Here is a 20,900-nt window from a genome sequence, read left to right as displayed (position 1 = left end):
GGGATATGATGAACTTAGTGGAATCCGGAAGAAAAAAGATAGAATGGGTAAAACAACATATGAAGGTATTGAATACATTAAAAGAAATGTATATGGATGAACAACCCTTTAAAGGAATAAATATTTCTATGAGTATTCATCTTGAAGCCAAAACTGCATATACAGCTGTAGTATTACATGAATTAGGTGCAAATGTGGCAATAACAAGTAGTAATCCATTATCAACTCAAGATGATGTTGCAGAAGCTTTGAAAACATATGGAGTAAATGTATATGCTAAAAGAACACCAGACGAAGAACTTTATTGGAAAAATATTGATAAAGTTTTAGCAATTAAGCCGAATATAGTCATTGATGACGGAGCAGATTTAGGAGTTAGAATTGTAGAGAAATATCCAGAACTACTAGAAAATATTTGGGGAATTAATGAAGAAACTACAACAGGAATAAAAAGATATAAAGCTTTGCTAAAAGATGGTAAATTAAAGGTTCCTGTTATAGATGTAAATGATTCATATATGAAATATCTATTTGATAATAGATATGGGACAGGGCAGTCTACATGGGATGGAATAATCAGATCTACTAATTTAACAGTTGCAGGTAAAAATGTGGTTGTTGCAGGATATGGATGGTGTGGTAAAGGCGTAGCAATGAGAGCTAAAGGATTAGGCGCAAAAGTTATAGTTACAGAGGTTGATCCTATAAAGGCAATTGAAGCTGTTATGGATGGATTTGAAGTAATGCCTATGGATGAAGCAGCAAAAATAGGTGATTTCTTTGTTACGGTTACAGGTGATACAGATGTAATTGTGGAAAGACATTTCTTGTCTATGAAAGATGGGGTTGTATTAGCTAATGCTGGTCATTTTGATATTGAAGTAAAAGTTGCTGATTTAGAAAGAATAAATGTTGAAAAGAAAGAAGTTAGAAATGGTGTAACTCAATATACTATGCCAAATGGAAATAAATTATATTTACTTGGTATGGGAAGATTGGTAAATCTTGTAAATGGTGATGGACATCCAGTAGAAATAATGGATCTTTCATTTTCACTACAATTAGAAGGGGCAAAATATTTAAAAGAAAATAAAGGTAAGATAGATATAGATGTTAGACCTGTTCCGTATGAAGTGGATTTAAAAATAGCTAAAATTAAATTAAAATCTATGGGAATAGAAATAGATGAATTAACACCAGAACAAATAGAATATTTAAATAGTTGGAAGTAACAAAAAGTGGAAGCAAAAGCTTCCACTTTTATATAAGAAATTAAAAAATAAAAGAGTATTATGATAACAAAAAAGGGAACCAATTCAGGTTCCCTTTTTTGTTGGGGTGGCATGTGGGATTTGAACCCACGACATCCTGATCCACAGTCAGGCGTTCTACCACTGAACTAATGCCACCATCGCTAAATAAAAAAAGGTGGCGCGCCCAGAGGGACTCGAACCCCCAACCCTTGGATTAGAAATCCAATGCTCTATCCTATTGAGCTATGGGCGCTGGAGCGGCCGACGAGACTCGAACTCGCAACCCCTGGCTTGGAAGGCCAGTGTTCTACCAATTGAACTACAGCCGCACTTAAAGGTCGCCACCTTCTGGTCGGAGCGACTGGGATCGAACCAGCGACCTCCGGTTCCCAAGACCGGCGCGCTACCATCTGCGCTACGCTCCGACACATCCATCTTCATCAGATGTCCGAGAATTATAATACCACAAAAATCATTACTAGTCAAGTAAAAAAATATTTCAAGATTTTTACAAGTTATATTTCATCCAATTTTTTTATTATTTTTTGAAGGATATCAGGTTCTTCATAAAAGGAAATAAGTTCTCCGTCTTTAGTAGAAATAGTTAAACAAAAACTTTCTAAATAAGGTTTATGTAAAGTTCTCAATCTTCTATTAGGTAAAAATAAGTCCTGTATTTTTACATAATATAATTCTTGGTTACCTTTAATGTCATAAAGATCATATGAATTTACATTTTCAATTGGAATGATCTGATTGTAGTAATCACCGTTAGGCATTTTTACAGAATACGCAATTTTTCCTTCACCTATAGCAAAAATTGAAGGAATTAATTTCCCAACTTCTTCTATAGAAGAAATTTCTCCTCGACCAAAAAATAAATGATAATAATCCCATTTTTTAGAATTAAAGTTATTAATTTTTAGATAATCCCTTAGTATATCCACTTTCTTTTCTTCATTGGCTGCAACTAAAAAAATACCAGAAACTACTAAAAGATAAAAGAGAATAAAAAAATTTGTAAATCCAAAAAGGAGCGCAAAAGCCTCACTTCCTATTATTGTTGCAGATAAAAATGAAAAGGCCTGTTTACCTTTTGATTTTAGTATTTGATAAAAAATAATAAATGCAATTAGTGATATTCCGAAGAACAACCATCCTTTAATAAAGAATTGAACAAGAGGTGTTAATCCAAATAAAATTGAAAGGACTATGTAATTCATACTTTCAGCACCTACTTTCCTACACAGAAATTTCCAAATATATTATCTAATAATGTTTCTGTATAATCTTCTCCCGTTAACTCATTTAAACCTTCAATGGCTTTTCTTACATCAAACATTATAGCATCATTTGTCAAACCTAATTCAATTCCTTCAATAGCTTTTATTACAGAGTCAATAGCTTTTTTAACAGCTTGTTTTTGTCTTTCGTTTGTAAGTGTGAATTCATTTGTGGTAACTGTGTTTTTTAGTTTATTATAGATTAAATCTTCAAGATTTTTAATATTTCCGGTAGCTGCCGAAATTCTGACAACATCATGATTCTGCCAAGGGATGTCAAAGTTATCTTTATTATGTATATCTGATTTATTAATAACTATAATGATGTCTTTGTTAAATTGTTTTATTTTTTCATATATTTCTTTGTCATAATCTTCTATGCCAGTTGAATTATCTAATACGAATAATATTAGTTTAGATTCTTCAATAGCTTTTAAAGATCTTTCTACCCCAATTTTTTCTACAATATCATCAGTTTTTCTTATCCCAGCAGTATCAATAGATTTTATTAATATACCGCGAATGCTTAAGCTTTCTTCTATAGTATCTCGCGTTGTTCCAGGAATATCTGTTACTATAGCCCTATCTTTTCTTAATAAGGCATTTAATAAGGTGGATTTACCTGCATTTGGTTTCCCTACAATAGCCATTTTAATTCCTTCAATAGCAGAGATGCCGTTATCAGCATTTTCATATAGATATTCCAGTTCCTCTTTAATGGCGTTTAAAGAATTAAGAAATTCAAAGTTATCAACTTCAAAATCGTCGGGGTAATCCATTTCTACCTCTATTCTTGCAGCGATATTGAATAATTCTTTTTTTAGAATTTGTATTTTTTCTGAAAGTTTTCCATCCATTTGATTTGCAGCTGCTTTTAAAGCATATTCGGAATTTGCATGGATTAATTCGTTAATAGCTTCGGCCTTTACTAAATCCATTTTTTTATTCATAACAGCTCTTTTAGAAAATTCACCTGGTAATGCTTCTCTTATATTTTTTGATAGGATAATATTTAGAATTTTCTTTGTAACTAAAATTCCACCATGACCAAAAATTTCTAGCATATCTTCACCAGTATAACTTTTGGGCCCTTTATGGTATACCCATGTTACTTCATCTATTATTTCATTTTTATCTTTTATCCAGCCATAATACATCTTCTTGGGTTCTGGATTTTTGTTGCTAAAAAGATCGTCTATAACCTGTAAAACATTTTTTCCAGTTAATCTTATTACAGATATAGCTCCTGTGCCTAAAGGTGATGATATGGCGGCAATAGTATCAAAAATCATAAAACCACTCCCTAAAGTTTTTCTGATATATTATAACATATAAACCTACAATATTTTTTAATATTATAATCCCATATTGTTAATAATATTGATTTATTGAAGTTGATATGGAATTAATAATAACAAATTATAACCCTCGTTCAGGCGGTGAAAATTCTAATTCCTCGTTAAATATTTTCTTGCCGCTGTCGCTCAAACATTGCATCCGTGCAATGGTTTCGCTCAAAAAAACATCCTGTTTTTTTGCCAGCTCACGCAAATATTTAATTCGGGAATTTTCAAGCCTTACCTCAGGTTATAATTCGCTATTATTATAAAATTTCATAATAAATTGAGAAAAGACTCGAAATTTGCCTGATAAAATCATGAATGTAGCTGTTAAAATCCCAAGGATGGGATTTTAAGCGAAGCAACACACGATGTGTTGTCTGAGCGACAGCTGAAAATGAATGATTTTATCAGATTAGCAAATGAGCGTCTGATCGAGATTTATTATGCAAATTTTATAATACATTTTATTTCAATAAATCAATATTTATAATTGACATGGGAGTTATAATTTGTTATAATGTTCTCAAATATTTGTGCTTCTATTTAAAAAACTGATTTTTTAGGGAGGGATTTTATGTTAGAGGGTAAAAAAGTAAGATTAAGAGCGTATTCTAAAGATGATTTAAAAGAAGTTTTAGAATATATCAATGATTATGAGGTGAAAAAGTATCTGATGCCAGGCATTCCTTTTCCATTTAGAATAGAAGATGAAGAAAAATGGTATGAAAGTAATAATCCTATGGGTAATGGTAAATATAGTTTTGCTATAGAAAGAATTGAGGATAATAAATATATTGGTGGATGTGGAATTAATGATGTCGATTGGAAAAATTCTGTTGCAACTGTTGGTATTTTTCTTGGGAAACCATTTTTAAATAATGGATATGGAACAGAAGCTATGGAATTATTAGTAGGCTTTATTTTTAATGAAATGAATATAAATAAGATAAAGTTACATGTTTTTAGTTTTAATAAAAGAGCAATAAGATCATATGAAAAGGTTGGTTTTAAAGTTGAAGGAGTATTAAGAGAACAGATATTTAGAGAAGGAAAATATCATGACGAAATAATAATGGGAATTTTAAGAAGAGAATGGCATAAAAAAACCGCGGTTGAGTAAATCGGCCGCGGTTTATTATTAGTGTATTCTTTTTTCCATTTCTACTTGTCTTAAGAAAGAATTAAAGTTATATTTTTTTACTAACGAATATAATGGATCATCTTCTGGTAAAGAAACGATAGTAACATTTTTGAAATTCAATTCAGCAAATCGAGCTAATAGATCTTCTAAAATTTCATCATATCTTGTAGCATCAATAATTGGTGAAACATCGACTATGAAAGCTCCTTCTTTTGTTGTTCCCCATACGACATATCCAATAGTAAAACCTTTTTGGGTAATCCTTTCCATCTGATATCTATCTCTTGATAATTCTAATGTTTTTGGTTCCCTTTGCCAGTTAGGATTTCTTCCAATATAATGCAATGCTTCTACAGCTCTATCATGAATACACTTATAGTCAGTTTTTACATATTTGAATTTTGATTCATTAGTTTTATCTAAATATTTAATAAAACTATCCAATATTCTTTTTTCTTTAAAACCATGTTTTTTATAAAACTTTTTTGCACTAAGTTCTTCATCTACAACTTCTAATGTTACCTTTGTAATCCCTTTCCATTTCATTTTTTCAATTGTGTAATAAAGTAATTCTGAACCATATCCCTTTAATCTATATTCTTTTAAAAAACCAAAAGCATCTATTCTTCCTCTTGCCCCCCTTATAGAGACTAAAGAAAAACCGATAGGCTTGTCATCTTCAAAAACAATATATGAATCATCCAAGGAAATTGAATTTTCTCTTACATCATATTCAAAAGATGTTATTGTCCAATTAATTGGCACAGTATAGTCTTTAAAAGTTTGATTGACTAAATCCACGATAGCAACCTTAGGAATTTCGCTTGCTTTTTTAAATTTCATAATATCCCCCCTTTTGCTCCTCATTACAATTATATCACAAAAAATAAAAACTGGCACAAAGCCAGTTAAAATTATGTGGAAATGTCCAATCCTTTTCTTGTAGGTTGATTAACTTGTTGCTTAATTACATCCCCTGCCTGTTTCATAGCTTCTCTCCATGCTTCTAATAAAGTATTCAATAAGACTTTTATTTCTTCTAATATTTCAATATCTTTGTTTAAATTTGCTTCTAATAAGCGCCTATACATATAGTTATATAAAGCTCTCAAATTTTTTGAAATTTCGCCACCTTTTTCCATATCTAAAGATAAGTTTAATTCCATAATTATATCTTCAACCCTTACAATTTGATTATGGGCATCAGCTATCTTTTTGTTTTTTATCATATTCATAGCTCTATTTAATCTTTCTATTGAATTTAAATATAACAATTCAACTAATTTTGCTGGGCTTGCAGTTTTTACCATACTTTCAACATATCTATTATTAGCATTTTGAAAATTATTTGGTTGATACATAAAGCTCACCACCTCGCTTAATCGATTTCGTTTATAGCCCTTTCAAAAGCTTTTTTGAAAATATCCAAAAGTTCAGTAAATTCATAATCGATTATATCAGAAATTTCCACATTATCAGAAATGCTTTGAGATTCTGTAATTTTTTCTAATATACTTTTTTGTTTTTCCATTTCTTCATCGGTTATAAATGTTTTATTTAATACTTTGGAAGCCTGTGATAATATAGTGTTCATTGCTTGTAATCCTTCTGCTAAAGCTTTAATCATTTTATGCCCTTCTTTGGTATTCAACATAACTTCCTTTGAAATAGTGCTCAGTGAGTTTTCTATTTTTGAAATGTATTGTTCTCCTTCTAAAAGCAGTTTTTTTACCAACCCATATAAGTCATCAAATGTTAGTACAATTTCTTCTCCGCCCTCAAAAAAAGCATTTTTAATTTCATCATAAAATTTCATCGGAATTTCTTTTCCGTTTATCTTCATTCCAGTTAGTACCGAATTAATTTTTTCAGTTTGAAAGAAATTAACCAATTCATTAAAATTATTAAATTGATCTTTTGAGAATTCCCTTTCAAATGTTTGATTATCTGATTCGTAGATTACCTTAATTTTTATATTATCCATAAAAATTACCTCCTGACATAGTTCTTAATTAATATCGTCTAATTCAATTATAACATTAATTTCATTTAAAAACAAAAATGCAAGTGTAAAAAAACTTTAATATTAAAAATACGTTTTTGATAAGAATTTTTGTTGACAATGAAAGAAAAAAAGATTATAATAATAAACGTATTGTTTATTATAATATTCATATAAGAACATAAAAAAGCGTTTTTTAAGGCTTTAAAATAAGAATAAAGTTCTGAAAATATTTTATAATAATACTTTTATGTGTTTATTATAAAATACATTAAAGACACTTTAAAAATACAGGTGATATTATGAAAATAGGGGAAAAGTTGAAAAAATTAAGACTTTCAAGAGGGTTAACACAGGAAGAATTAGCAGTTAGAGCAGATTTGACAAGAGGATTTATATCGCAATTAGAAAGAGACCTAACTTCTCCGACTCTTGAAAGTTTGGAAATGATCTTAAGAGCGTTAGGAACAAACCTGAAAGAATTTTTTTCTGATTTTGAAGAAAAAAAGATTATATATAAGAAAAGTGAAAGAGTTCCAATATATGATACACCAGACGGAATAAAAGAAGAATTATTGATGACTGATACTGAAGTGAAAAAGATTGAACCAATAATTGTTGAACTTGAACCAATGGCTCAAACGGAAGAAGAAAATTATCATGAAGGATCAGAATTTGGGTATATATTGGAAGGTAATATAGAATTATGGCTAGATGATGTTAAATATAAAGCAAAAACAGGAGATGCATTTTATTTTAAAGCAGATAAGATACATTATATAAAAAACTCTAGCAAAAAGAAAAAAGCAAAGGTTTTATGGATTGAAATACAATAATAAAAAATAAAATAAAAATACCATGGGGAGGGTTGTAAATGGCAAAATCATTAGGAAGACATATTATAGCAGAATTTTATGAATGTGATAAAGATATTTTAGACGATGTAGATAAAATAGAAGAGTTAATGAAAAAAGCTTCTATAGAATCAGGAGCAACTATAGTAACATCTACTTTCCACAGATTTTTGCCCCATGGGGTAAGTGGAGCTGTTATTGTTTCGGAGTCTCACTTTGCTATTCACACATGGCCTGAATATGGGTATGCATCAGTTGATATTTATACATGTGGAGATCATGTCGATCCATGGAAAAGTTTTGAATTTTTGAAAAAAGCATTTAATTCGCAGAGAGCGCAAACAATAGAACATTTAAGAGGAATATATGAAGAAATTGGAATAGATGAAAATTCACCACATAAAGTGGAAGCTTAAGGAGGGATAGAAATGGAAAAGAATTTGGAACCAGGAAGACATTTATTATATATGGAATGGTATACAGGTGGAGATGTAGGATTATTTATGAAAATGAATAAAGTTTTATATTCGGCTCAGAGTGAATACCAAAGAATAGATGTTTTTGAAAACCCAGAATTAGGTAGAGTATTTTCTTTAGATGGAATCACAATGACTACAGAAGTGGATGAATTCATGTATCATGAAATGTTGGTTCACGTTCCAATGTTTATTCATCCAAATCCAAAAAGAGTATTGGTAATTGGTGGAGGAGATGGAGGATCAACAAGAGAAGTTTTAAAACATCCATCAGTTGAAGAAGTGATTTTATGTGAAATAGACCCTATGGTTATTGAGGCTGCAAGAAATTATTTACCAACTACAAGTGTTGAATTTAATAATCCAAAATTAAAAATAGTGAATGAAAACGGTGCTGAATATGTAAGACAATTTGAAAATTATTTTGACGTAATTATTGTGGATTCAACAGATCCGACAGCTGGAGAAGGTGGGCATTTATTTACAGAAGATTTTTATAAAGCTTGTTATAATGCATTAACAGAAAATGGTGTATTTTCAGCAGAAACAGAAGATCCTTTCTATGATAGAGCATGGGTAGGAATTGCATATAACAGAATTAAGAGCGCATTTCCTGTAACTAAAACATATATGGGCTTTATGACTACATATCCTTCAGGTATGTGGAGTTATGCATTCGCATCAAAAGGATTAGATCCATTAAAAGATTTTAATCCAGAAAAAGTTAGAAATTTTGAAAAGTTAGATACATTAAAATATTATAATGAAGAAATTCATGTTGCAAGTTTTGCATTGCCAACATTTGTAAAAAAATTAATTGGTGAAAAATAATTAAATAAATCATACCGGTGGAATTTTCCACCGGTTTTTTAATAGAGGTGAAAAATGTCTAGAGAATATATAATACCAATTTTTATTCCACATGCAGGATGTAAAAAAATATGTGTTTTTTGTAATGAATACTCAGCTACGGGAATAAAATTAAAACCAGATATCGAAAAATTAAATGAGATATTTGAAAGATATATAAATTATTTTCCTAAAAATGTAAAACCGTATATAGCTTTTTATGGTGCAACCTTTACAGGAATGGAAAATGAAAAAATGAAATATTATCTTGATTGGGCTCAAAAAAAGATATATGAAGAAAAAGCTTTTGGGATAAGATTTTCAACATCTCCTGAAGAAATAACAGAAGAAAAAATAGATATATTAAAAAATTATACAATTAATTTTATTGAAATAGGGGTTCAATCGTTTTATAAAGAAGTTTTAGAAGCTGCAAATAGGCCACACAATCTAGATGACGTATGGAATGCAATTGAATTGCTTGAAAAGAATAATTTTGATTATGGAATTCATTTAATGACAGGATTACCTAAAAGTTCATATAATAAAGATATAAATTCTGCTATTATAACGACGCTTTTTAAAGCGAAAAGTGTAAGGATACACCCAACAGTAATATTAAAAAATTCTACATTAGAAAAAATGTATAAAAATGGTGAATATAAACCAGAAACTCTTGATGATGCAATCAATAAAGTTGCTCGTATGACTGAAATAATAGAAGCTGCTGGAAAGAAAGTGATAAGATTGGGAATATGTTTATATGGTAAAGAAAGAGACAATGTTGTAGCTGGTCCTTATCATGATTCTTTTGGGGATATTGTTAGAACCAAAATAGCAGAAGATATTATAAAAGCATTTCCTGAATTAATTGTACCAATTAAATATAAATCTAATTTTATAGGCTTTAAAAAGAAGAATGTAAAACTATTGGAAAAATCGAAGATACAATTTCATGAAAATGAAGATTTTATTTTAAATAACAGGAAATTTTCATATGCGGAATTACTAAATTTATTATTAAAAAAGGAGTTCTTCTGAACTCCTTTCAGTTTGTAGACAAACTCAAAATTAAATACAAAGTATTTTCAAAAATAATATTCACTCATACGGGAAATTCTAAATCCTCAAAAATATTCATTTCCGGCGGTCGCTCAAACGCACATCCTGATTGGTTTCGCTTAAAATCACATCCATGTGATTTTATCCGCCTTCATTCATATTTTTTCGGGAATTTTCAAGTATTCGCTCATATTATTTTTTTAGAAAATACTTTGTCAACAGTCTGAAAGGAGTTCTTCTGAACTCCTTTTTTATCTTATGATTTCGTCTTTTTTTTATTTTGATGGCGGGTTAGTGTTTTTGGCCCCCAAATAATAACTACTGATATTGTTAAAACGATAGTCAATATAAAACTATAAAGTCTTGCAAACATTGTTAAAGGGAGAATTTGTCCAGTAAAATTACACATAAAATGAAAAAGTATAGCAGATAATGTACTATGGTTTGTATTATTGTAAATCCATGTAAATAGAATCGATAAAACAATTGTATTTAAAATAAATATCCAAAAATCCAGTGTTCCAAAATTTAAAGCATCATGTTGCCATTGGCCTTTCATAAAAAAAAGTGGAACATGCCACAAAGACCACATTACACCAAGTATAAGACTTGAAACAAGTGCATTATACCTTTCCTGTAATTTATCAAGAGCATAACCACGCCATCCAAGTTCCTCTGGTAGTGGCCCATAAATTAAAATAAAAAAAGCAAATGGAAAGATTTGCCAAGGATTACTTAATAAATTTTTAACTGTTTCAAAATCCGGTAAATCCGATCCTGTGAAAATACTTAAAGCGATAGCAACAATATTTAAAATAGGGAATGTAAACCATATTACAAAATGCCATTTTTTCCCAATTCTTTTTATATCAAATATTCTTTGCCTATAGTCTATCCATTCTTTGTTGTTTTTAGAGTGAAAAATCAAAAGAATTTCTGAAATCGTTGGCCCTAATAATCCAATAGCTCCAAAAATTATTGCCGGGAATGTAAAGACATTCCAGTTTAGTAATATAATCCATAACCAGAAAAACCAGGAAATGCCCAGAGCAATAATAAAAAAGCTCCAGGGACTTGAAGTCTTTGTATTCATGAATTTCCTCCTCTGTTTGAATATGGTTATTTTTTTCACATATCGAAAACAAGTACACTTTTTGTTTTTTATGAAAAATTTTTGTTACCATTATATCATAAAGGTTATATGTTTTCAAGTAAACAACTTTAAGTTTATTTAGTGCGTATTCTCTAAAAAATAAAGAATGAATAAAATGTTGTATAATTATTTAGATATTTATTTTGAGGACGGTGATTTTAAGTTGAAAATTAACACAGAAATAATAGATTATTTTTTAAAAGAAAAGAAAGTAGAAGGAATTTTCAATCATAAAATATTTTCAATGATAGAAAGTGGTAAAATTTTATTTGAAGCACCACCGGTTAAAGCATATGAGCGTATAAAATATACATATTCGTTATTTATGTCATTATTAAAAAACTTTAAACCATGTAATTTTAAAATTTGGAAAACAATTTTTGAGAATTATGAGAGAGATGTATTCGATTTTACAGTATATTTTATTGTTGGAGCTCCTTCACCATATGATGCTATGATAAGATATGATGAAAATAACAACACATTTATGATTTTTGATATTTATCAAATGAGTAACTCATCCATGGAAATATCAAAATTAAAAAAAAATATATCATTATTGATAACCCATGAGCTTGCTCATATTCTTATTCATAAAAAATATAAATGGCCAGATAAAATTGGAAAGCAGATGAAATATCTGTTTTTCGATGAAGGATTAGCACATTTTTTATCTTATTCAGAAAATATTGAAAAAATAAATTGGAAAGAAAAAAGTTTACTGGAAAAGAAAAATAAATCATATAAAATATTGAAAAACGAAATGAATGTAAATAAAGATAAAGAGTTTTTAATTAAAGGTATAACTGCAAGCAATTATTGGGATAAGTATATAGCAATTTCTGGAATGTTTGCTATTTCAGATTTTTTTTATTATAATAATAATGATATTAATTCATTAAAAGATATATTTAAAAAAGGTCCGGATTTTTTATATGATTTTTGGAAAAAATATTGTATAAGGGGTGAGTGAAAATGCTATATTACATGCCAACAAAATTGTATTATGGTCAGAAGTGTATTTTTGAAAATAAAGAAGAAATGATATTAGGGGAAAAGGCCATTATAGTAACAGGAAGGAATTCTGCAAAAGTAACAGGAGCATTAGATGATGTTATTTCTGTTCTTAAGGAATATAGAATCCCATATATTCACTATAACGAAATCGGAGAAAATCCCACATATGAAATGGTAATAAAAGGGAAAGAAATAGCTTTAAAAGAAGAATGTGATTTTGTAATAGCTATTGGTGGCGGTAGTCCTATGGATGCTGGAAAAGCTATTGCAGTATTAACTGCTAATTCAGATTTAACTCCAGATGATTTGTTTGATATGGAAAATTATGATGTTGCTTTGCCTATAGTAACAGTACCTACAACTTCAGGAACAGGTAGTGAGGTAACTCCTTTTGCAGTTTTAACAAAACCAAATGGGAGAAAATCTGGATTTAAAAGCGATTTAATATTCCCAGATGTATCTTATTTAGATCCAAGATATATGGTTAAAATGAATAAAGAATTAACTCTTACAACAGCAGTTGATGCTTTGTCTCATGCGGTTGAAGGGATACTTTCCAAAAGGGCCACAGTTATGTCTGATATACTTGCCAGGGAATCAATTAGACTTATATATGAATACTTGCCAAAAACATTAGTTAATTTGGATAATGTTGAATATAGAGAAAAACTTGCAATTGCTTCAAATTTAGCGGGGATGGTAATTGCTCAAACTGGAACAATATTGCCTCACTCTTTAGGGTATAGAATTACTATTCACAAAGGAATAAGACATGGTCAGGCAACTGCTATTTTCTTACCTTTAGTGGCGGAAGAAGTTGATAAATATTCACCAGAAAAAACAAAAATAATTAAAGATATATTTGGAACATTAGATAATTTCTTTAAATTCTTAAAAGATTTAGGGATATATGATTTTAATATAACTTTTACTGATGATGAATTAGAATTATTTACAAATGAAGTAATGTCTTCGGCGCACATAAAAAATACCCCAGGGGTTTATGATGAAAAAAAGATTAAAGAGATGTATACAAAAATTACAAAAATATGATAGAATATTTAATAGGTCAAGGGGGAAAAATATTGAAAATTTACTTAATACGTCATGGGATGACTGATTGGAATTTGCAAAGAAAATGGCAGGGAAATGTTGATGTAGAATTAAATGAAATAGGAATAAAACAGGCGGAAAATTTAAAAGGAAGATTTAAAAATGAATATTATGTAAAAGTTTATTCTTCTCCATTGAAGAGAGCGCATAGAACTGCTTTACCTATATCAGAAAACATCAAATCTCAACCAATAATAATTGAAGATTTGAAAGAAGCACATGTTGCATTGTGGAATGGCTATAATATTAATGACGTAAAAAAGAAATTTCCAAAAGAATTTGAGTTATGGTCAAAAGATCCGTGGGCGTTTGTAAATGGAGTTGAATCATTAGCTGAAGTTCAGCAAAGAGGAGTAAAAGCTTTAAAAAAAATTATTAGTGAAAATGAAAAAGATATTGTAGTTGTTTCTCATGGATTATTATTAAGAACTGTAATATGTTGGGTATTAAATTTACCATTGAATCAACATAGAAATTTTATGCTTGATAATGCCTCAGTAACAACGTTAGAATATATAAATGGAAATATAAGATTATTAAATTTAAATGAGACATGGCATCTTGATTTAGAAAGAATAATTCATCCAAAAACAGTGGAGGAAGAATTATGAGGCTATATACATATTTTTTACCAAAAGAAAATATTGAAACCCATAAATATTATATAGTTATTGATACACTAAGAGCAACTTCTAGTATAGCTACGGCATTGTCTGTTGGATGTGATAGTATTACTATAGTAAATAACCCGGAAAAAGCTTTTGAACTAAAAGGAGAGCATACGTTATTATTAGGGGAAAGAAATGCAATGAAAATCTCGGGTTTTGATTATTCTAATTCTCCTTCAGAAATATTAAAAAATGCAGCTCATTTTAAAAATAAGAAAATTATATTGTGTACTACAAATGGTTCTAAATCATTATTATTAGCTAACTCTAAAGGAATAACTATTGCAGCGTCATTAATAAACCTAAAAGCTGTTTTACAGTATTTACTTACAAGAAAAATAGATGATATAGGAATAATTTGTAGTGGAACGGATGGTAATGTCTCTTTAGAAGATGTATTTACAGCTGGAAGACTTCTTAGTGTATTATCTAAACAGGATATTACATATTTTAATGACGAATCATATATTGCGCTTAATATGGCAAATATTCCACATGCAAGAATATTACAATATTCTATTCATGCGCAAAAATTAAAAAAAATGGGGTTAGACAAAGATTTAACAATGTGTTTTAATGAAAGTTTATTTAATGTAGTTCCTATTTCAAAAATGAATAAGAACGAATTTAAGTCAAAAATAGATATCTAAATTTGGAGGTGTAGTATGAAAAAAGTAGTTTTAGTTTTACTATTAGTTGTGTTTAGTGTTTTTGCTTTTTCAGAAGTTATTGGATATTTGACCAAAGAGGGGAAAGTTTTAAAAGATTATTCTTTAGATGACAAAAGATTTGAAATTGAATATGTGAATAGAATCAATTCCTTACAGCAAAGCGGACAACAATATGATAAGATGAAAGAACCATATTATATGTTATCAACAATAAAAGATATATTGAATTATAAGATACTTGAATATTATGCAAAAGAAAACGGTTATACGCCAGATGCAAGCAAGATTAATCAACAGGTGAATGATTTAGCTTCACAATATTTGAGTAATCCGCAAACTAAAGATCAAATTATCAACTACTTTGGATCAGAAGATAGACTTAAACAATATTTAAGAGAAGCATTATCTACGGAGGAATATTATAAATATATAGATTCTACAATAGGAAATGTTACGGATAAAGAATTAGATGAGTATATAAAAAATAATTTTGAAGATATAAAATTAAGAAATGAAAAAGTATTAACAAAACATATTTTAGTTACAGATGAAGCAACTGCTAATAAGATTTTAAATGAAATTGAGAGTGGGAAAATTACATTTGAAGATGCAGCAAAAAAATATTCTATTGATACTCAATCAGCTAAAAATGGTGGTAGTATTGACTGGGTCGCAAAAAATCAAGTAGTACCAGAATATTTTAATGCAGCATTTAAAGCGAAAGTTGGAGAAATAGTAGGACCAGTAAAATCAAATTATGGTTATCATATTATAAAAGTTGAAGGTAAAAAAGTATATAACACTATTGATGATATAAAATCTGATAGTGAATTAATGAAAAATTTAAAATCAGAATTGAAAAATAATAAACTATATAAATGGTATTCTAATTATTCAAAAGATTTTAGTTATGCTATAAAGTACGAGCCCCTTATATATGAAGATAAAATTGAAAAAGCAAAAACGTTAGATGAGAAAATGGATGTTGAAAGAAAATTATATGATGCTATAAAAGATAATGAAAAAGCGCCAGAGTTGTGGAAAATGAGCTATTTAAATTTAGTGAAAGAATTAAATCAAACTTTGCCAGAAATGATTGAATTAGAAAAAACAATTTCTAAATATAAAAACACTGAATATGTAAAAATGAATGATAAAGAAATAAGCAATAAAATAGACGAATTAGAAAAAGAATTAAAAAACATTAAAGATGAAAAAGGGAAAGAGGAAAAAACAGCATTAAAAAAAGATTTGGAAAATTTGTATTATGCAAAGATTATGTATCCAGAATTATTTGATAAAAATATAAATATTCAAGAGACTCAGAAATATATAAACAATTTAAAAATGAAAGAATTTAATATTTTAAAAGAAATGTATACAAAAAATAAAGATATGGATACCTTAATAAGATTGTATCAATTAAATCCTGACGATCCTCAAATTTCTTTTGAATACAATTATACATATTATCAATATATAAAACAATATATAGCTTCACAACCAAAAGATGTTATTCAACCAGAATTAGAAAAAATGTTGCAAGCATTTGAAAAAATAGTATCAACCACTGATGATGAAAAAATAAAAACAGAATCACAAAAAATTATTGATGAAATTAAAACAACATTGAAGAATATGATGGGAGATAACAATTAAAAAAAGCGCCGAAAGGCGCTTTTTTAATAGGAGGGGAAATATGGATGCTTTAGGAAAAATATATAATGTTGCTTCTATTGTTACTATAAATTCAAATAATAAATTAAATGGTATAACTGTAGCCTGGATAACAAGAGTATCTATAAAACCACCTATGATAGCAATATCAATTGGGAAGCAAAGATATTCATATGAATTATTAGAAAGTGCAGATAAGTTTGGTGTATGTATATTATCAAAAGAACAAAAAAATTTAGCGAAGATATTTGGTAGCAAAAGTGGAAGAAATATAAATAAATTTGAAAATGTGGATTTTGAATTAACAAAGAGTGGAATTCCAAAGATAAAAAACATTGTTGCTTTTTTTGAGTGCAAGATAGTAAATAAGGCTGAAGCAGGAGATCATATTGTATATATAGGTAAGGTAGTAAATCAAGAACTATTAAAATTTGATCAACCATTATTATATGGGGAACATCAATTGTTTTAATATAGTAAAGGTAGCCAAAATGGCTGCCTTTACTATACTTTTATTAATTCATAATTTTTTGTTCCAAGGCCTATTTTTTCTGCATGATTTAATCCTGCTTCCCAGTCTGCATTAGGATGCACGAATTTAAATTTATCTTCTCCTACAAAATCATGAGAGTGATCCTTATATATCTTACTTCCTGGTAATATCGGAGCATTTTTAACTAAATCAACACTTGCCATATCTAAAGCAACAGGATCAAATGATGCAGCAATACCTATATCTGGAACTATTGGATAATCATTATTTGACCAACAGTCACAATCAGGTGAAACATTCATAATGAAATTAATATAAAATGCAGGTTTGTCTTTAACAATTGCATACGTATATTCAGCTATTTTTTTATTCATTATTTCTGATGATTCATTCCAAACAACCTGTGCAGCATTGTATTGACAAACAGCAACACACTGACCACAACCCACACATTTATCATAATCTATATATGCAATTTTCTTTTCATTTAAGTGAATAGCATCATGAGCACAATTTTTAACGCAGATGCCACACCCTACACAATTTTTTTCTACAATTTTAGGTTGTGATGTAGAATGTAATTCTAATTTTCCTCCTCTTGAAGCACATCCCATACCTAAATTTTTCAAAGTTCCGCCAAAACCAGCTTGTTCATGTCCTTTAAAATGAGTCATTGCTATAATCACATCACTATCAACAATAGCTGTTCCTATTTTTGCAGTTTTACAATATTCGAGGTTTATTGGTATTTCGGTGTAATCTGTACCTTTTAAACCATCAGCAATAACAACATGACACCCAACAGCTAAAGGATTAAATCCATTTTCGTATGCACTTTCCAAATGATCTAAAGCATTCGATCTTTTTCCACTATAAAGAGTGTTAGCATCAGTCAAAAAAGGTCTTCCACCTAATTCTTTAATTAGTTCTACTAATCTCGCAGCGTAATTTGGCCTAATATATGCTAAATTACCAGGTTCTCCAAAATGAATCTTTATAGCAACAAATTTTTCTTTAAAATCAATATTTTCAATACCAGCTTTTTTAACTAATCTTTCTAATTTATCAAGTAAATTCATTCCTGGTCGTGTTCTTAAATCAGTAAAATAAACCTTTGATGGCATAATTTCACCTCCATAATCTCTTATTTTTATTATATCATTTTTTTTGACAATAAAAAAGAAAAATGATAAAATAATTAGTAATACGAAATATTGATTGGGGGGATTAAATGTTTAAAGCGTATATTTTGTTATTGTCAGTTACTTTTATTTGGGGAAGTACATTTCCTTTGGTAAAAGTAACAGTTGGTGGAGATGACGTATATATTTTTCTTGCAATAAGATTTGCAATTGCATCATTCTTGTCTTTTCTTATTTGGAAGAAACAAAACTTTAAGTATGGTGCAATAATAGGGTTATTTATTGCTTTAGGATTTATTACTCAAACTATAGGGTTAACATTAACTACGGCATCAAAAAGTGGATTTATAACTTCATTATATATAATATTAACCCCCTTATTTTCTTATTTAGTAGAAAAGGAAAAACCCCACATAAACCATATCATTGCATTACCTTTAGCCGCTATAGGATCCTATTTTTTATCAGGTGGAATTAATGGAATAAATTTAGGTGATATTTTAACATTTATATGTGCTGTAGCTTTTGCATTATCAATGGTATATATTACTAAATATTCTAAAATAGTTGAAGAAACGTCATTATTAGGGTACCAATTTTTAGTTGTAGCTGTTTTAAATGGTACTTTAGCATTTACAAAACCAGTACATATTACATTACCGATGATTGGAACAGCTATATTCACAGCAGCTCTTGCTTCGACATTAGCTACATTAATTCAATTAAAATATCAAAAAGTTGTATCAACAAATACAACGGCATTTATTTTTGTGGGAGAACCTATATTTGCTATGTTATCTGCATATGTTTTCTTAGGTGAGACAATGACAACACAACAAATAATAGGGGCTTTAGTATTATTATCTGCTTTAATTATAGCATCAGTTAGATTTGGTATTAAAGAAGTTAGAGAAATGTGAAAAATAATTTATTGTCAATAGGTAATGTAGAGAATAAAAAGATAATTAATTTTTAATTATTTTAAATTTGTAATTAATTTAAAAATATGATATAATACATATATGAATTAAGAAAACTTGGAGGGATTAATATGAAAAAGATTGTATATTTAACATCATTATTGTTATTGGTATTTGTACTTAGTGGATGTTTGGTGAAAACAGAGCCAGAGGTTGATGCAAATAAAGAAATAGCTAATAACGTATATGATTTAAATCAACTACAACCATTAGCAAAAATGTATAGTGATTTTGTAATTTCACAAGAAGAAAACGTTACTAAAACAATTAATTTTGAAGCAGTGCCATTTTCAGATTTAATTAAAGACGCAACACCAGCAGTATTTTATAATACTTATAAATCACAAACAAATCAAACAAATGATAAAATAAGTGTTCCAGAAAACTTTGATCCTGAAAATCCTAATTTCGATGAATTATTAGAAGGGTATAATGGAGACGATAATTATTGGGTAGGTTTTACAATGGAACCAGTAGATGATGTATATCCAGATGATAATGAATTAGATGTTCCAGGATATAAAATAGAACTGCATATATATCCAAAAGTTCAAATGAATGTAAATTTATATAAGCGTGTAGAAAGATATATGGTAAGGGAAGATGCATGGTATTTAGTAAATTATTATGATAATAATGAAGTATATTATATTGAAGGAGAAAAGGTTATTAGTAAAAATGGCTGGATTAAAGAATTAGAAACAGTTGTAGATTTTGCGAAGGATATTGAAAATGATCCAGGTTATCCATTATTTACAGTAAATGGAGAAGTGCCAGATGTGCTTTCTCATTTAGATTTATATGATTATGATTATGAGCCAACAAAAGAAAGTACAGGAGTATATTGGATACATACAACATCTACATTTGATCCATCATATTTAAATGGGAACTATGAAAAAAATAGTGAAAGATTCTATTCTGAAAAAGATAATGTAGGAACAGAATTTTTAAAGATTTATACAAAAATGCCAGATCAGGGGAAATATTACAAACAAACAAAAACAGTTCAAAGAAATAAACTAGAAACAAATTATATAGAATTGAAAGAGATATCAATAGAAAAGACAGTTGATAATAAAGATAAAGTAAAAGGTGATGGAGTAGGATATGTAAATGAATATGTAAGAGATGAAAGAGATGGAACAGATTATCAAAAATTAGGATTTATATTATGGAAAGATAGCGATAATATGTCAGAAAATAATTGGGATTATAATGAAACTATAGAAATAGATGAAGTAGCTAATGATACTTGGACAGGAACAAGAACAAGTTTTGATAAAGAGACAAATATAGAAGTTACATGGGAAATAAGCATAGTAAAATCAGATCAAGCACCATGGTATACATTAACTTATAGTAATAAAACAGAAGTACAAAAATCATTAGATGATGAAAAAGTATTATTCACATTTGATGGAACAAATGTAAATGTAAATAATTTAGAAATAGACGGAGGAGTATTTACAGGAACATATAGTAATGGAGTATTTGAAGGAACATATATGAAAAATGGAAAAGAATATAATGTAGCAGTTTCAAAAACATTAGTAACATTAAATGATACTGAATATACTTTCTAAATAAAAATAATCCAGCAGTAATGCTGGATTATTTTTTTATCAAAATACAAAAGCGATACTAAAAATCAAAATAAATTTAATAAGTTAAAATTTGTATTAAAAAAAATTGTTAATCCATACTATTTAAGAAAGGCATT

Annotated in this window: 21 protein-coding genes and 4 tRNA genes; 14 read left to right on the top strand and 11 right to left on the bottom strand. The window is 28.6% G+C overall.

Features of this window, described 5'->3' with window-relative positions:
• Positions 1-8 precede the first annotated feature (8 nt).
• The gene (locus tag JRV97_RS03310) at positions 9-1,232 is read left to right on the top strand and encodes an adenosylhomocysteinase (RefSeq protein WP_281000171.1); all 1,224 of its coding nucleotides are present in this window, start codon (positions 9-11) and stop codon (positions 1,230-1,232) included.
• Between the two features lie 102 nt (positions 1,233-1,334).
• Here JRV97_RS03310 and JRV97_RS03305 read toward each other — a convergent pair.
• The 6 genes from JRV97_RS03305 to mnmE form a co-directional block, all read right to left on the bottom strand.
• Positions 1,335-1,409 (bottom strand) — tRNA-His (locus JRV97_RS03305).
• Positions 1,410-1,429: 20 nt separating this feature from the next.
• Positions 1,430-1,506 (bottom strand) — tRNA-Arg (locus tag JRV97_RS03300).
• Positions 1,507-1,582, bottom strand: a tRNA-Gly gene (locus JRV97_RS03295).
• Positions 1,583-1,602: 20 nt separating this feature from the next.
• Positions 1,603-1,678, bottom strand: a tRNA-Pro gene (locus JRV97_RS03290).
• Between the two features lie 90 nt (positions 1,679-1,768).
• Positions 1,769-2,476, bottom strand: a complete 708-nt coding sequence (locus tag JRV97_RS03285; protein ID WP_281000169.1) for a hypothetical protein — start codon at positions 2,474-2,476, stop codon at positions 1,769-1,771.
• An 11-nt stretch (positions 2,477-2,487) separates the two neighbouring features.
• The gene (gene mnmE / locus JRV97_RS03280; RefSeq protein ID WP_281000167.1) at positions 2,488-3,828 is read right to left on the bottom strand and encodes a tRNA uridine-5-carboxymethylaminomethyl(34) synthesis GTPase MnmE; all 1,341 of its coding nucleotides are present in this window, start codon (positions 3,826-3,828) and stop codon (positions 2,488-2,490) included.
• Positions 3,829-4,453: 625 nt separating this feature from the next.
• Between mnmE and JRV97_RS03275 the strand changes: the two genes are divergently transcribed.
• On the top strand, positions 4,454-4,999 hold the full coding sequence (locus JRV97_RS03275) for a GNAT family N-acetyltransferase (RefSeq protein WP_281000165.1): 546 nt from the start codon (positions 4,454-4,456) through the stop codon (positions 4,997-4,999).
• Between the two features lie 18 nt (positions 5,000-5,017).
• Here the strand turns inward: JRV97_RS03275 and JRV97_RS03270 are convergent, their stop codons facing one another.
• The 3 genes from JRV97_RS03270 to JRV97_RS03260 form a co-directional block, all read right to left on the bottom strand.
• Positions 5,018-5,863, bottom strand: a complete 846-nt coding sequence (locus JRV97_RS03270; protein ID WP_281000163.1) for a GNAT family N-acetyltransferase — start codon at positions 5,861-5,863, stop codon at positions 5,018-5,020.
• Between the two features lie 71 nt (positions 5,864-5,934).
• A complete protein-coding gene (gene fliS / locus JRV97_RS03265) occupies positions 5,935-6,381 on the bottom strand; it encodes a flagellar export chaperone FliS (protein WP_281000161.1) in 447 nt (148 codons plus the stop codon).
• Between the two features lie 17 nt (positions 6,382-6,398).
• Positions 6,399-7,004, bottom strand: a complete 606-nt coding sequence (locus tag JRV97_RS03260; RefSeq protein WP_281000158.1) for a hypothetical protein — start codon at positions 7,002-7,004, stop codon at positions 6,399-6,401.
• A gap of 320 nt (positions 7,005-7,324) precedes the next feature.
• On the opposite strand from JRV97_RS03260, the gene JRV97_RS03255 reads away from it, so the two are divergent.
• The 4 genes from JRV97_RS03255 to JRV97_RS03240 are packed head-to-tail and all read left to right on the top strand — an operon-like array spanning position 7,325 to position 10,242.
• A complete protein-coding gene (locus JRV97_RS03255) occupies positions 7,325-7,858 on the top strand; it encodes a helix-turn-helix domain-containing protein (RefSeq protein WP_281000156.1) in 534 nt (177 codons plus the stop codon).
• 38 nt (positions 7,859-7,896) lie between these two features.
• Positions 7,897-8,292 carry an adenosylmethionine decarboxylase gene (gene speD, locus JRV97_RS03250; RefSeq protein WP_281000154.1) on the top strand — a complete coding sequence of 132 codons (396 nt, stop codon included), beginning with the start codon at positions 7,897-7,899 and terminating at the stop codon, positions 8,290-8,292.
• A 12-nt stretch (positions 8,293-8,304) separates the two neighbouring features.
• Entirely contained in the window at positions 8,305-9,183 is an 879-nt protein-coding gene (gene speE, locus JRV97_RS03245; protein WP_281000152.1) for a polyamine aminopropyltransferase, read from the top strand.
• A 54-nt stretch (positions 9,184-9,237) separates the two neighbouring features.
• The gene (locus JRV97_RS03240) at positions 9,238-10,242 is read left to right on the top strand and encodes an elongator complex protein 3 (protein ID WP_281000150.1); all 1,005 of its coding nucleotides are present in this window, start codon (positions 9,238-9,240) and stop codon (positions 10,240-10,242) included.
• A gap of 277 nt (positions 10,243-10,519) precedes the next feature.
• Here JRV97_RS03240 and JRV97_RS03235 read toward each other — a convergent pair whose 3' ends face one another.
• On the bottom strand, positions 10,520-11,356 hold the full coding sequence (locus JRV97_RS03235) for a type II CAAX endopeptidase family protein (RefSeq protein WP_281000147.1): 837 nt from the start codon (positions 11,354-11,356) through the stop codon (positions 10,520-10,522).
• A gap of 223 nt (positions 11,357-11,579) precedes the next feature.
• Here JRV97_RS03235 and JRV97_RS03230 point away from each other — a divergent pair, with 223 nt between their 5' ends.
• From JRV97_RS03230 to JRV97_RS03205, 6 genes are read left to right on the top strand one after another with little or no spacing between them, the layout of a single operon-like run.
• Entirely contained in the window at positions 11,580-12,389 is an 810-nt protein-coding gene (locus JRV97_RS03230) for a hypothetical protein (RefSeq protein ID WP_281000145.1), read from the top strand.
• Between the two features lie 2 nt (positions 12,390-12,391).
• Positions 12,392-13,486, top strand: a complete 1,095-nt coding sequence (locus JRV97_RS03225) for an iron-containing alcohol dehydrogenase family protein (protein WP_281000143.1) — start codon at positions 12,392-12,394, stop codon at positions 13,484-13,486.
• Positions 13,487-13,518: 32 nt separating this feature from the next.
• Positions 13,519-14,157, top strand: coding sequence for a histidine phosphatase family protein (locus JRV97_RS03220; RefSeq protein WP_281000141.1), 639 nt, complete (start codon positions 13,519-13,521; stop codon positions 14,155-14,157).
• The gene (locus tag JRV97_RS03215) at positions 14,154-14,864 is read left to right on the top strand and encodes a 2-phosphosulfolactate phosphatase (RefSeq protein ID WP_281000138.1); all 711 of its coding nucleotides are present in this window, start codon (positions 14,154-14,156) and stop codon (positions 14,862-14,864) included. The genes JRV97_RS03220 and JRV97_RS03215 overlap by 4 nt, the downstream gene beginning before the upstream one ends.
• A 15-nt stretch (positions 14,865-14,879) precedes the next feature.
• Positions 14,880-16,544, top strand: a complete 1,665-nt coding sequence (locus JRV97_RS03210; RefSeq protein WP_281000137.1) for a foldase protein PrsA — start codon at positions 14,880-14,882, stop codon at positions 16,542-16,544.
• Positions 16,545-16,584: 40 nt separating this feature from the next.
• Positions 16,585-17,034, top strand: coding sequence for a flavin reductase family protein (locus tag JRV97_RS03205; RefSeq protein WP_281000136.1), 450 nt, complete (start codon positions 16,585-16,587; stop codon positions 17,032-17,034).
• A gap of 32 nt (positions 17,035-17,066) precedes the next feature.
• Here the strand turns inward: JRV97_RS03205 and JRV97_RS03200 are convergent, their stop codons facing one another.
• Entirely contained in the window at positions 17,067-18,182 is a 1,116-nt protein-coding gene (locus JRV97_RS03200) for a DUF362 domain-containing protein (RefSeq protein ID WP_407081567.1), read from the bottom strand.
• A 104-nt stretch (positions 18,183-18,286) separates the two neighbouring features.
• On the opposite strand from JRV97_RS03200, the gene JRV97_RS03195 reads away from it, so the two are divergent.
• Both JRV97_RS03195 and JRV97_RS03190 read left to right on the top strand, forming a co-directional pair.
• Positions 18,287-19,117 carry a DMT family transporter gene (locus JRV97_RS03195; RefSeq protein ID WP_281000134.1) on the top strand — a complete coding sequence of 277 codons (831 nt, stop codon included), beginning with the start codon at positions 18,287-18,289 and terminating at the stop codon, positions 19,115-19,117.
• Between the two features lie 131 nt (positions 19,118-19,248).
• Positions 19,249-20,763 carry a hypothetical protein gene (locus tag JRV97_RS03190; protein WP_281000133.1) on the top strand — a complete coding sequence of 505 codons (1,515 nt, stop codon included), beginning with the start codon at positions 19,249-19,251 and terminating at the stop codon, positions 20,761-20,763.
• The last annotated feature ends 137 nt before the right edge of the window (positions 20,764-20,900 follow it).

The organism is Marinitoga aeolica (genome assembly GCF_029910535.1).
GTDB classification, from domain to species: Bacteria; Thermotogota; Thermotogae; order Petrotogales; family Petrotogaceae; genus Marinitoga; species Marinitoga aeolica.
The sequence above is the reverse complement of the archived record's forward strand: the minus strand, read 5'-3'. Positions and strand labels throughout refer to the sequence as shown.

What these genes read in the sequence shown, in the direction of transcription:
- speE (WP_281000152.1), top strand. Translation starts at nt 8,305, where the DNA reads ATGGAAAAGAATTTGGAACCAGGAAGACATTTATTATATATGGAATGG.
- JRV97_RS03260 (WP_281000158.1), bottom strand. Translation starts at nt 7,004, where the DNA reads ATGGATAATATAAAAATTAAGGTAATCTACGAATCAGATAATCAAACA.
- JRV97_RS03275 (WP_281000165.1), top strand. Translation starts at nt 4,454, where the DNA reads ATGTTAGAGGGTAAAAAAGTAAGATTAAGAGCGTATTCTAAAGATGAT.
- JRV97_RS03215 (WP_281000138.1), top strand. Translation starts at nt 14,154, where the DNA reads ATGAGGCTATATACATATTTTTTACCAAAAGAAAATATTGAAACCCAT.
- JRV97_RS03235 (WP_281000147.1), bottom strand. Translation starts at nt 11,356, where the DNA reads ATGAATACAAAGACTTCAAGTCCCTGGAGCTTTTTTATTATTGCTCTG.
- JRV97_RS03225 (WP_281000143.1), top strand. Translation starts at nt 12,392, where the DNA reads ATGCTATATTACATGCCAACAAAATTGTATTATGGTCAGAAGTGTATT.
- mnmE (WP_281000167.1), bottom strand. Translation starts at nt 3,828, where the DNA reads ATGATTTTTGATACTATTGCCGCCATATCATCACCTTTAGGCACAGGA.
- speD (WP_281000154.1), top strand. Translation starts at nt 7,897, where the DNA reads ATGGCAAAATCATTAGGAAGACATATTATAGCAGAATTTTATGAATGT.
- JRV97_RS03205 (WP_281000136.1), top strand. Translation starts at nt 16,585, where the DNA reads ATGGATGCTTTAGGAAAAATATATAATGTTGCTTCTATTGTTACTATA.
- JRV97_RS03270 (WP_281000163.1), bottom strand. Translation starts at nt 5,863, where the DNA reads ATGAAATTTAAAAAAGCAAGCGAAATTCCTAAGGTTGCTATCGTGGAT.
- JRV97_RS03255 (WP_281000156.1), top strand. Translation starts at nt 7,325, where the DNA reads ATGAAAATAGGGGAAAAGTTGAAAAAATTAAGACTTTCAAGAGGGTTA.
- JRV97_RS03240 (WP_281000150.1), top strand. Translation starts at nt 9,238, where the DNA reads ATGTCTAGAGAATATATAATACCAATTTTTATTCCACATGCAGGATGT.
- JRV97_RS03195 (WP_281000134.1), top strand. Translation starts at nt 18,287, where the DNA reads ATGTTTAAAGCGTATATTTTGTTATTGTCAGTTACTTTTATTTGGGGA.
- JRV97_RS03190 (WP_281000133.1), top strand. Translation starts at nt 19,249, where the DNA reads ATGAAAAAGATTGTATATTTAACATCATTATTGTTATTGGTATTTGTA.
- JRV97_RS03210 (WP_281000137.1), top strand. Translation starts at nt 14,880, where the DNA reads ATGAAAAAAGTAGTTTTAGTTTTACTATTAGTTGTGTTTAGTGTTTTT.
- JRV97_RS03285 (WP_281000169.1), bottom strand. Translation starts at nt 2,476, where the DNA reads ATGAATTACATAGTCCTTTCAATTTTATTTGGATTAACACCTCTTGTT.
- fliS (WP_281000161.1), bottom strand. Translation starts at nt 6,381, where the DNA reads ATGTATCAACCAAATAATTTTCAAAATGCTAATAATAGATATGTTGAA.
- JRV97_RS03310 (WP_281000171.1), top strand. Translation starts at nt 9, where the DNA reads ATGAACTTAGTGGAATCCGGAAGAAAAAAGATAGAATGGGTAAAACAA.